General features: G+C 67.9%; 8 protein-coding genes. 4 read left to right on the plus strand and 4 right to left on the minus strand.

All coding sequences use genetic code 11. From position 1 onward, the window contains the following. A partial coding sequence (locus D472_RS0119925) for a pyridoxal phosphate-dependent aminotransferase (protein WP_017606221.1) occupies positions 1–973 on the minus strand: 973 nt, incomplete at its 3' end. Between the two features lie 146 nt (positions 974–1,119). Between D472_RS0119925 and D472_RS0119930 the strand changes: the two genes are divergently transcribed. Then, the gene (locus tag D472_RS0119930) at positions 1,120–2,070 is read left to right on the plus strand and encodes a LysR family transcriptional regulator (protein ID WP_017606222.1); all 951 of its coding nucleotides are present in this window, start codon (positions 1,120–1,122) and stop codon (positions 2,068–2,070) included. A 160-nt stretch (positions 2,071–2,230) separates the two neighbouring features. Here the strand turns inward: D472_RS0119930 and D472_RS0119935 are convergent, their stop codons facing one another. Continuing rightward, the gene (locus tag D472_RS0119935; RefSeq protein ID WP_026117892.1) at positions 2,231–2,560 is read right to left on the minus strand and encodes a hypothetical protein; all 330 of its coding nucleotides are present in this window, start codon (positions 2,558–2,560) and stop codon (positions 2,231–2,233) included. Positions 2,561–3,036: 476 nt separating this feature from the next. On the opposite strand from D472_RS0119935, the gene D472_RS0119940 reads away from it, so the two are divergent. After that, positions 3,037–4,668 (plus strand): beta-N-acetylhexosaminidase, encoded by a 1,632-nt coding sequence (locus D472_RS0119940; protein WP_017606224.1) that lies wholly within the window; start codon positions 3,037–3,039, stop codon positions 4,666–4,668. Between the two features lie 212 nt (positions 4,669–4,880). On the opposite strand, the gene D472_RS0119945 is transcribed toward D472_RS0119940, so the two are convergent. Then, complete coding sequence (locus D472_RS0119945; RefSeq protein WP_017606225.1) at positions 4,881–5,906, minus strand: glycerophosphodiester phosphodiesterase; 1,026 nt, start codon at positions 5,904–5,906, stop codon at positions 4,881–4,883. A 269-nt stretch (positions 5,907–6,175) separates the two neighbouring features. On the opposite strand from D472_RS0119945, the gene D472_RS0119950 reads away from it, so the two are divergent. Together D472_RS0119950 and D472_RS0119955 are read left to right on the plus strand one after the other, a co-directional pair. Continuing rightward, the gene (locus tag D472_RS0119950; protein WP_026117893.1) at positions 6,176–7,681 is read left to right on the plus strand and encodes a hypothetical protein; all 1,506 of its coding nucleotides are present in this window, start codon (positions 6,176–6,178) and stop codon (positions 7,679–7,681) included. A gap of 472 nt (positions 7,682–8,153) precedes the next feature. Continuing rightward, the gene (locus D472_RS0119955; RefSeq protein ID WP_017606228.1) at positions 8,154–9,980 is read left to right on the plus strand and encodes a gamma-glutamyltransferase family protein; all 1,827 of its coding nucleotides are present in this window, start codon (positions 8,154–8,156) and stop codon (positions 9,978–9,980) included. A 545-nt stretch (positions 9,981–10,525) separates the two neighbouring features. Here the strand turns inward: D472_RS0119955 and D472_RS0119960 are convergent. Then, positions 10,526–11,728 carry a C40 family peptidase gene (locus D472_RS0119960; protein WP_017606229.1) on the minus strand — a complete coding sequence of 401 codons (1,203 nt, stop codon included), beginning with the start codon at positions 11,726–11,728 and terminating at the stop codon, positions 10,526–10,528. Positions 11,729–11,759 lie beyond the last annotated feature (31 nt).

An 11,759-nucleotide genomic window follows, 5' to 3' on the forward strand; every position in this document is an offset into this window, starting at 1 on the left:
AGGCCGCGCATGGGTTGGCGACCGTGGCTCCGGCCCGAGTGAAGACGTCTGCGACGGCGCGGGCCACGATGCCGTGCAGGCGGCGGCTGCGATCCACGTGGTCGACCAGTTCGGTCGGTTCGGTGAAGGCGTACGAGGCCGCTTCTTGAACGGGTGCGGCCGGGCTGGACCAGATCTCGCTGGCCACACCGAGCAATCCTCCGCGCAATCGATGACCGATCTCGGAGTCGGGCAGGCGCAGGACCCCGATCCGCCAACCCCCCAACGCCAGGTTCTTGCTCAGCCCGGTGGAGATCACGGTGCGCTCGGGCGCGTACTCGGCGGGGCTGTGCACGACGGTGCGTTCGGTGCCTTGGGCGTCCACATGGACGAGGTCGCGGTAGATCTCATCGGAGATGATGAGCAGGTCGAGTTCGCGGGCCACCTCTGCCAGGCGCCGCACGGTCTCGACGTCGGCGACGGTACCGGTCGGATTGTCCGGGACGGTGACGACGACCGCGTTGACGGTACGGCCCTGCTCCCGGGCGTCGGTGACGGCGGCGTGCAGCAGGTCCGGTTGAGGCACGCCACCCTGGCCGGTGGCGGTGGGCACCATGATGGGGCGCTGCCCCACCAGGCGGCTCTGCGCGGCGTAGCTGACCCAACTGGGGGCCGCGATGGCGGTGTCGCCGCCGATTTCGAGAAGAAGGCTGTAGAGAAGCGGCTTGCTGCCGGGGCCGGCGATGACCATGTCGGGCTCGGTGGGTAGACCTCGGCGGCCCCAGTACCCGGCGGCGGCCTCGCGTAGTGCGGCCGATCCCGCGACGGGCCCGTAGGCGTTGGCGCCGTTGCCCGCTGAGAGTCGGTCCCGCATGACCGGGTGCACCGGCAGTCCGGCCTCACCGAAGCCGAGCGGAAGCACACGCACCCCCTGGCGACGCTTTTCGTTGAGGGCTTCGTTGACGGCAAGAGTGGCGGACACAGTGACGGTCATGGATGACTCATCTCCGGTTTGACGTTAGGCGCTCGGCATCCTTGAGCGGGTGTTCCACCCGCTGGATGTCCTCTCACACCCAACACTGCCCGCGAAGTGACATCAGTACAAGCGACTCTTTTTGATGGTGAGCGTAAGATACGCTTATGCTCGATCTTCGTCGCCTGCAATTGCTCCGTGAGTTCAGCCTCCGGGGCACGATCGTCGCCACCGCGAACGCCCTGGGTTACACGCCTTCGGCCGTCTCCCAGCAACTGTCCGCTCTCGAACGGGAAACCGGCGTCGCGCTGCTGGATCGCTCCCCGCGTGGGGCCGAGTTGACCGACGCCGGCCAACTGCTGGTGAGCCAGGCCGAGAAGATCCTGACGATGGTGGAGGCGACCGAGTCGGTCTTGGCCGAACAGGCCGACATCGCCCTGGGCGTGGTCACCGTCACGGCCTTTCCGACCGCGGCGGTGGCGTTCGCGCCCCTGTTGGCCCCACCCCTACGACGCCATGAGGGCATGCAGTTGGTTCTGCGCCAGACCCTTCTGGCCACCGGTACCCAGAAGGTGCGCGCACGTGAGGTGGACATCGCGATCGTCGACGACTGGAGCGGGCGCCATCCGGCGCGAGGGGCGGACAGCGCACTGCACCACGTGCACCTGCTTCGGGACCCGATGGTGCTGGCGGTCCCCCAGAACCACTGGCTGGCCGAGTCGAGCGTTCCTATCGTGTTGGACCGGTTGTTGAACGAATCATGGATCGTGGCGCCCGAGGGGGAACGTTCACGTTACGGCACCGACACGTTGTTCTCGGAGGTGGGCGGACCTCCCTCCGCCACCTGGGAGTTCGAGGGGCTGGGCACGATCCTCAGCCTGGTGTCCAAGGGGATCGGGATCGCGGCCGTTCCGGCCCTGGCGATGGTGGGGGCGCCGGCGGGTCTGACGTACCGGAGGTTGCCCGCTCCACCGGAGCGTGACGTGTACGCGGTGCTGCGCCCGTCCTCACTGCGCCGTCCGTCGGTGCGGGTGACCCTGGAGGCCCTGGAGCAGGCGGCCCGGAGCGTGGAGGAGGAGATCGGTCCCCTCACCACGGGAGAAGGGCCCATGCGATAGGGAAGACACCGAGCAAGGGGACCCGGCCCCAGGGCCGAAGGGGCCCGAACACGTCGAACGCGACCCGTCTGGGACGGACCGCGTTCGGTACTCGCGTCGTTTCGTGGTCGGTCGTGTCCTTGCCGCGTCGGATCGGTTCCCACGCCGTCGAACGGCGCCCTCAACCGTCGCCTCCGCGTCGTCGCGTCTTGTCGATCTTGCGGCGGAGCCTGCGACAGAGGTGACGGGCGCGGTCACGTTCATCACGGGCGTTCCACCAGCGCGCGTAGGACTCCAGTCTTCGTTTGCGCAGGGAGTCCAGTTCGGCCTCCATCCGGTTCACCCGATGTTCCAGGTCGATCCGTTCCCGTTCCAACGACGACATGTCGCGTTCGTGGAATCCGGCCTCACGTTCGGCACTGAGCAACCGCTCGGTGAGACTCTCGGTCATGTTCGGGCCCCGCGCACTTCGGCCGAGGCCTGTCTGTCCGCTGATGCTTTGGAACCACACAACTTCTTGTGTTTCCTGAAGTGCCCCGAGATCACCGTTGGCCACGCAAAGAATACGGAAAGTGGCATTTGGAGTTTTCGCCCCTTTCGAGCGAACCGCCCCATTCAGGCGACCGGGGAGCGCTCATTTTCGGCCAGAGCACGAGTCAACGGCGTGACCAGGGTGGACGAGGAGCGGTCGAGCACGCCGACCCCCGTCTTCGGGCGGTGCCATCCGGCCTCAAGGAGAGGGCCTCCCGCCGCTCGGTCGAGGACGACCGGAGTGCGGCACGGTTTCGGCGGTGGTGGGAGCGGCCCCGACGTTCCTGGACCTGCCGCGAAAGCCAGTGGCTCAAGAGCGAGCACGAGTCGAAAGTGGATATCGGATGCCCCGAATGGCACGGGCCTGAGAACCGTTTGCCACGAACCCTTGGGGCGAACCTCGTGATCATGACACTATGCCTAAAATTGGTCTAGACCGGATAGGAGCAGTTTCCCGTGTCCGACGCCCCTTCCTCCTCCCTGATCCCCCTCCCCCGCGAGATCACCACCGACGACACCGAAGGGTTGATCCTGACCTCCTCCACCCGGATCTCGGCCGACCACACCGCCAAGGGGGTCCTCGCCTGGCTTCAACGCGAGCTCGGCGCGGCGACCGGCCTGCCCTTGGCCACCGGCGAGGAGGAGGACGCGAGAATCCGGTTGAGTGTGGACCCCGGTGCCGGACTCGGCGAGGAGGGCTACCGACTGATCGTCGACTCCGAGGGCGCCATCATCGTGGGCAACGATCCAGCCGGCGCCTTCTATGGCGCCCAGACCCTGCGCCAACTCCTGCCCCCCGAGGTCTACCGTGACGCTCCCCTGGGCACCCGACCCGCCCAATGGCGACTCCCCGCCGTCCACGTCACCGACTCCCCACGCTTTCGCTGGCGCGGGGTGATGCTCGACATCGCCCGACATTTCCAGCCCAAACGCGAGATTCTTCGGTTCATCGACCTGATGGCGCTGCACAAACTCAACGTGCTGCACCTACACCTGACCGACGACCAGGGGTGGCGGGTCGAGATCCGTCGTTACCCCGAACTGACCGAGAAAGCCTCCTGGCGTACCGAGAGCCAGCTCGGCACCACCGAACCCCCGGTATTCGACAACCGTCCGCACGGCGGGTTCCTCACCCAGGACGACGTCCGGGAGATCGTCGCCTACGCCACCGCCCGACACATCACCCTCGTCCCGGAGATCGACGTACCCGGCCACTCCCAGGCCGCCATCCACGCCTACCCCGAACTGGGCGAGGTCGGACGCATCCCGGTCGGTACCCGGTGGGGGATCTTCGACGAGGTCCTGGCCGTCACCGACCACGTCGTGGAGTTCTACAAGAACGTCTTCGACGAGATCATGGAGCTGTTCCCCGGCCCCTTCGTACACGTGGGCGGGGATGAATGCCCCAAGACCCAGTGGAAGAACAGCGCGTCCGCGCAGCAGCGGATCCGTGCGGAAGGACTGGCCGACGAGGACGAACTACAGAGCTGGTTCATTCGGCGACTGGACGAACACATCACCGAGCGTGGCCGTCGCCTGGTCGGCTGGGACGAGATCCTCGAAGGAGGGATCGCACCGGGGGCGACGGTGATGTCGTGGCGAGGCGAGGAAGGCGGGGTCGCCGCCGCCCGCGCCGGACACGACGTGGTCATGTCGCCCACGGCCACCTCCTATCTGGACTACAAGCAGTCCGATCACCCCGACGAGCCGGTGCGGGTGGGCACCCTGCTGCGGGTGGAGGACGTGTACGCGGGCGAACCGATCCCGGCCGCACTCACCGAGCAGGAGGCCGCACACGTCCTGGGCGCCCAGGTGAACCTGTGGAGCGAGCACATCGACACCGCTCGCAAACTGGACTACATGGCCTTCCCCCGACTTTCGGCGTTCGCGGAGAAGGTGTGGTCCGCCCACGAGCGCGACTACGCCGAGTTCGAGCCGCGCCTGCTACACCACCTGCGGCGTCTGGACGCCGCAGGTGTGGAGTACCGGCCGATGGAAGGGCCCCGCCCCTGGCACACCCGCCCGGGTGTGCGGGGCTGGGGGTACGACGAAGGTGAGACCCCGGAACAGGGCCACTCCAACGCCTGACCGGAAGCCTCACCTGGGGCGGGTTCGGGCACCGATGCCAAGGATGGGCGAACACGAAGGCTTCGGGGAACCTCGTTCTCCGTCGCTTCGTGCCGCCTCCGATCCACACCACCGGCCATCGTCGAACGCCGAGGCGCGCGACACACCAGGGGCCGGGTGAACGGGCTCGTTTTGGCATCGATCATCCCATCGGCGCATCGACCCGGGAAGCGTCAGGACGTGAGCACCCGCGTCTCTTCGCCTTCCCCGGTACACCCATCCGTCTGGGCGCCCTCGCTTTCTCGGGCGACCTGCCGCGCGCGGCCTTCGCGGAATTCTCGGATGACCCGCTGTCCGGTCCCTGGGAAATCGGTGATGAAGCCGTCCACCCCCATCCCCAGGAGCCGGTACATGCCGTCGGCCTCGTTGACGGTGTACGGCATGATCTCCAAGCCCGCGTCCTGGACGGCCGCCACGTAGTCGGCGTCGATGGTGGTGTGAGCGGGATTGATCTGCTGCGCCCAGGTGTAGTCGTCGATCTCGTTCTCGGGGACCAGGCCGAGCAGACCGTGCGGCAGGGAGGGCAGCAACTCCTTGGAGCGTTCGGTGTACTCCCAGTCGAAGCTCTGGACGAGCAGCCGGTGCGGTTCGTCCGGGGCGTTGGGTTCCATCCAGTGGGGTCGTCCCTTCAGTTCCGCCGCGATCAGGCGCTCGATCCCCGGGTAGAGCTCGGGCTCCTTGACCTCCAAGAGGAGATTCATGTCGTGCTCTTGCAGACGGTCGAGGGCCTCGCTCAGGCTCGGGACGGGTTCCCCCTCGAACTCGGGTCCGAAGAAGGAACCGGCGTCCAGGCGACCGAGCTCTTCCAGGGTGAAGTCACCGACGTTGTAGGGCGCCCGGTCGGGGAAGACCTCGGCGACGTCGGTGGTGCGCTCCAGTGTGGCGTCGTGCATGAGGACGAGCTCTTCGTCCGAGGTGGGTCGGACGTCTATCTCCACCGATTCCGCGCCGAGTCGGTGCCCCTCGTCGATGGCGGCGAGGGTGTTCTCCGGGGCGGTACCGGCGGCGCCTCGGTGGGAGACGGCCACGAGTGGTCGGCCTTGTTCTGGTAAGTCGGAGGATCCGAAGGCCGACCTCCGCGCTTGGGCGGGTTCGTTCCCCTGGGGGATGAGCGTGGGCGAAGTGGCGAGTACGGGACCGGCGAGGGTGGAGAGTGAGAACGTTACGGCTCCGACGATGAATCCGATGCGCTGGTGCATCGGGCCTCCCATGGATGCGTGGATCGGCCGACTGCCTACTCAGGGTGAGCTCCTTCGGTGACCATGTGGTTACCGTGAGCAGAGTTTCCGATGACCCCGTGCCCACCTTCCGGCGGTCCGCTTTCAGCGGTCCGAAGTGCCGAATCGACGAATCTCACCCCATGAATGTATTTGGCCACTTCATGTCCCTTTTTTGACTGCGATCCCCTTCGGGAATCACATAGGGCCCTGCGACCATCACTATGTGTAGTCGATGGGAAGGAAGGCTCATGCGCAAGCACCACACAAGGTGGGTCGCGCTCTGCAGCGCTGTCGCGATCTCCGCGTCGGGGCCGGTGTGCCTCGCCGGGCCCGCGTCCGCGGACACCCAGGACACGAGGACTTTCGCCTGGCCCATGGTCAGCCAGGGAATCTCCTCGTACAGCCTCGACGGGTACGAGATCACCTACCTGCCACCGGGGTTGGAACGCTACGGAATCAACGCCACCTCCACCACGGACGGTCAGGGCGACCGCCGCTCCCAGCTCTCCTGGACGCAGGGACCCGACCAGCTCTACGGACGCGTCGGCGTCCTACGCACCGAACGTCTCCAGGGGATCGATGACCTGAGGGAGAACCGTTACGGCCACCTGCCGGACTCCTCCCTCGAACGGCTGCCCGAGAGTGAGGTCTTCGAGCACGGGGCCTACCTGGCCGAGGAGTCCGGCGACCTGTTCTGGGTCGATGAGCCCGGAGTCGCCCTGACCACCCACCTCCAACCGGATCGTTGGGACAGCGCCGAACTGATGCGTCTGGCCGAATCGATCACCAAGGTGACCGAGCAGGCGCCGGCCCACAAGACGCAGCCGGAAGGGGAGGCCGTGGGCGAGGCCGAAGAGGCCCCGGTCGAAAAGCACGAGGACGAGGCGGCCGAGGAAGGCCCTGCCCAGGAGGCGCCGACGATCGAAGCCCCGGTCGAAGAAGCCCCCGCGGAGGAAGCGTCGGAAGCCGAGAAGCCCGCGAAGGAGGCCCCCGCCGAGGAAACTCCGACCGAGGGGGAGCCGGCGGCCCAGACGCCCGCGGAAGAGCCCCCGGTGGCCGATCCCTCTGCTCAGGAGGACTCCTCCGAGGAGGTCGTGCCCCAAGAGGCCGACTCGATCGAGACCGGGGAAGAGACCCCACGGTCCCTGGGGGAGGAAACCACCGGCGAGGAGATCTCCGCCGTGGAAGAAGGCACCACCGAGGCTCCCAGGGAAGAGGACGCCGGCGAGGACGGTGCCAAGGACCAGACCACCGTCGCGGACAAGGCCGAACCCGCCGAGGGCGTGCCCTCCCAAGAGATCAAGGTCTGCCTGACCGAGCACCTCCTCGGCTCCGGCCCCGATTCGAGCAAGCTCGACCATGAACTGATGACGCCGGCCGATGAGGAGTTCCTCGCGCAGGCCCTGGGCCAGAACGACCTGGGTGATGACGAGCGCGACCTCCTGCTCGCCACCGTCTGGTACTACGGCCACGAGGATGACAAGGTCGCGGCCGTCGATGACTGCGCACAGCGCTTCGGTCTGGAGCGTGGCGAGGTGGAGGACGTGATCGGCCAGGTCGACGGCCTGATCTCCGACTTGGTTCAGGAGGCCGATGGGGCCCAAGCCGACACGACGGCCGATGCGGCCGAGGGTGAGAGCGGCGACCAGGTCTTCGAGGAGGTCTCCACCGACGTGCAGGACCCGATCGGCGAGGATGAGTGGGGGAAGCTGTGGGACTCCCTGCCGTGGAGTGTTTCGACCGAGAGTCCGTGATCAGGACGGCGCACGGTGACCGGGACCGAAGGTCCCTCGAATAACAGCCTACCGGGGTCGGCCCGCACACGCCGGCCCCGGTCGTGTTCGGGGGGAAAAGCCCGCCCCGGAAGTTCCCTCGCGACCACCCGACGCTCTCCTCCCCCGGCCGCACCCTTCCTCTCGAGCGTCGGACAAGGCCCAAGGCCCCCCTTGGCGAACCGACGCGAACGAGCCGACCCTCCATGGCGTGGACGCGCCTGGCCGAGAGGGCGGAAACGCAAGACAGGCGGAATCGGGGCCTTGAGCCCGAATCACCCCATCGCCCTACAACCGAACAAGACCATGCTGTACCGTCGCCCTCGACCAGCCGGCGCACCAGGTCGGCCACACCCCTGAGCGTGCCGCCCGGCGCACGCCCTGTCCTGCTCACCCGATTCGACCCGAATCCGGGTGGTGCCCCGTCATCCCCCACCCGCAGGAGGACCAGCCCATGCCCGGTTTCACCACACGACCCCAACTGCGCGGCGACTTCGGCATGGTCGCCTCCACCCACTGGCTGGCCAGCGCCACCGGCGTGTCGATCCTCGAACGCGGCGGCAACGCCTTCGACGCCGCCGTCGCCGCCGGATTCACCCTCCAGGTGGTCGAACCCCACCTGAACGGCCCCGGTGGCGAGGTCCCGGTGATCTTCCAAGCGGCGGGCCGGGCCCCGCGCGTGCTCTGCGGCCAAGGCGTCTCCCCCGCCGACGCCTCCATCGAGGCCTTCGCCGGCATGGATCGCGTCCCCGGCAGTGGGGTCCTCGCCGCCACCGTCCCCGGTTCCTTCGACGCCTGGATGCTCCTCCTGCGCGACCACGGCACCATGACCGTCCGCCAGGTCCTGGACCACGCCGTCGGTCTGGCCGAACGAGGCTATCCCGTACTCGACCGGATCTCCGCGGCGATCGAAAACCTCCAGCCCGTCTTCGCCCACCACTGGACGGGTTCGGCCGCCGTCTACCTGCCGCACAACACCGTCCCGGCCACCGGATCCCGATTGCGCAACCCGGCTCTGGCCGCCACCTACCGGCGGATCATCACCGAGGCCGAAGCCGCCGGCTCCGGCCGTGAGGCCCAGATCGAGGCGGCCCGTCGTTCCTGGTCCCAGGGGTTCGTCGCCGAAGCGGTCGGTGCCTTCCTCTCCTCCCCGGTTCCCAACGGACGCGGAGAACCCCAGCAGGCCCTGCTGACCGCCGCGGACATGGCCGACTGGAGTGCCTCCTACGAGGACCCCGTGAGCATCACCCACGGTGCCCACACCGTGCACAAGACAGGTCCTTGGGGCCAGGGCCCCGTCATGCTTCAGCAACTGCGTCTGGCCCAAGCCCTCGGACTCGACGCGGCTCCCGGCCAGAGCACCCATGACGAGGCACGTCAGGGCATCAGCGCCGACTTCGTGCATCGGGTCACCGAGATCGCGAAGTTGGCCTTCGCCGACCGTGAGGCCTGGTACGGCGACCCCGACTTCACCGACGTCCCCCTCAAGAAACTCCTGAGCACCTCCTACGCCGCCGACCGCGCCCATCTGATCGATGACGCCCACGCCGCCCTGGGCCTGCGCCCCGGTTCCCTCGACGAGCGCACACCCTTCGAGCCCACGCTGTACCTGGCCGACGACGTCCCGGCCGACCGCACCACCGGCGAACCCACGGTGCGCAACGCGGCGGGGACCTCCCCCACCGACCATCGTGGCGATACCTGTCACGTGGACGTGGTGGACGCAGACGGGAACATGGTCTCGGCGACACCCAGCGGGGGCTGGTTGAGCAGCTCACCGGTCATTCCCGACCTCGGTTTTCCGCTGGGAACCCGTGCCCAGATGTTCTGGCTCGACCCGGCCTCCCCCAACGCGCTCGCTCCGCGTCGCCGCCCCCGCACCACCCTGTCTCCCACCCTCGTGACCCGCGAGGACGGCCAGGCCGTACTGGCCATCGGTACCCCCGGCGGCGACCAGCAGGATCAGTGGACGACCACGGCGTTGCTGCGCATCCTCAACGGTGTGACGGACCTTCAGCAGGCCTTGGACGCCCCGATGTTCCACACCAACGCCTTCCCGAGTTCCTTCCACCCGAGGGAGACGGTCCCCGGTGACCTGGTCGTCGAGCCGGGTGTGGGTGAGCGGACCATCGAGGAACTGCGCCGACGCGGTCATCGGGTACGGGTCGCCCGGCCGTGGTCACTGGGTCGGTTGGCCGCCGTGGCCCGTGATCCCGAGAGCGGGGAACTGCGTGCCGCGGCCGACGCCCGAGGTGCCCAAGGGTACGCGGCCGGGCGTTGACCTGTTCGAGCCCGTGTGCGGACCCCACGATCGTCCATACCCGAGCCCTTGGCCTCATGGCGGTGGGGAGCGACCGCAAGCGGGCAGACAAAAGGGAACGGGACACGAGCGAGGGTGAACGGAATGGGAGCCGGGAGGGCTTGTCACTCCTTGCCTGCCTTGTTCCGACCTCTTGCCAAATCGTCCGGTCACTGCTTACCTAGACCCTGTGCGGTGGCTCCCGGGTGTGCTCCGGTCGATCGCGCCACCACAATTCCATACCACCACACAGGGTCGATGGCCGCTGTCTCCCCCTCCCTCAGTGGCCGCCCTGTCCCCCTCCCTGCCGAGACCTGCCTTCCCCTCCCGGCGGTTTTCCGGCAAGGAGAAACGATGGGCCGTGATACCACCGGCGCGGTGACATCACGGCCCATCGCCGTGCCCGCGAAAGCGCTTCCCAGCTCTGAGACGACCCCCGTGATCGAGCCGGCGTCCGAACGCGGCGAGTCACGTCGCGCTCATGTCCGGCCGCGTCGAACCCACCGACCGACTCACCGCCACCGGGTTCAGGCGTGAACGCGCACGGCGCCCGCGTACTTATCGGTCCGCACCGAGGTGACCCGCACGTTCAGCCCCGTTCGCGGGGCCTCCAGCATCTGTCCGTCGCCCAGGTAGATGGCCACGTGGGAGATGTAGTCGGGCGCTGTCGGGTCTGAGCGCCAAAAGAGCAGGTCCCCGCGCCGTAGGTCGTCCCATTCCACCCGGGTGCCCGCGTTCCATTGATCGTGGGTGACGCGCGGGATGGACACTCCCGCCTCCCGGAAGGCCCACTGGAGCAGGCCCGAGCAGTCGAAACCGACGTTGGGGGTGGTACCGCCCCACACGTAGGGGACGCCGAGTTGGGTTTCGGCGTTGGCGATGACCTGCTCGATCACGGTGTTCGGGACGGCGTCGCCCTCGACCAGGGATTCGGGGGCGTCCGCGACGAGCTGAAGCTGAGCGTCCTCGCCGAGGACCTCCTCCAAGGCCTCGTGCAGTTCCCACAGGTCGGCCTCGGAAGCGGAGATCACCAGGGCGTTGCCCTCGGGCATCGCGAGGTCTCGGGCACGATCACGAGAGACGAGGGCGTCGATGCCGGCGATCCCGGAGGTGGCGTGGGTCCACACCTCCATGGGGACCTCACCATGCCCACCGGCGAGGGTGACCTGACCGCCGATCTCGAGTTCGCGTTCGGTGCCCACGTCCTTGGACAGGGCGATGTGCCCCTCGGCCACGCCCTGCCAGATCTCGTCGGACGTGGCGGAGGGTTCGGGTGCGTGGTTACGGAAGGAGGAGGGGTGCACGCCCAGGATGGAGGTCGCCTTCCCATCGACCTTCACCCGTGCGGCGTCGACGTTCAAGACGTGGTCGACCCCGTCGATCCCGCGCACCCGTCGAACGAGTTCGCGGGGCAAGGGCTGGGCCGAAACGGCGAAGTACTCGATCGAACGCGCCTGTCGGAAGGGGGCCACGTAGGTGTCGCGACGGAGTTCGTCGACGTCGGCGACATCGGGGGAGGCGACGGTCTCGGCCGGTTCCTCCCCTTCTCGGACACGGGATTCGGCCGGGTGAGAACCGCTGGGGCGAGCGTTGTCCGAGGAGAGTTGGTCAAAGAGCGGGGGGCGTTCCTCGATCGCGGGTTCGGCCAGGGCGGGGGACACGCCGAAAGCCGTGAAGACGACCGCGAACGCGGCCGTGGTTCCCGCACAAGTTCTGAGACGATTCCGCACGGGGGTCGATCACCCTTTCTGTGACCGCGGC

Origin of the sequence: Nocardiopsis alkaliphila YIM 80379 (assembly GCF_000341005.1) — a bacterium.
GTDB lineage: Bacteria > Actinomycetota > Actinomycetes > Streptosporangiales > Streptosporangiaceae > Nocardiopsis > Nocardiopsis alkaliphila.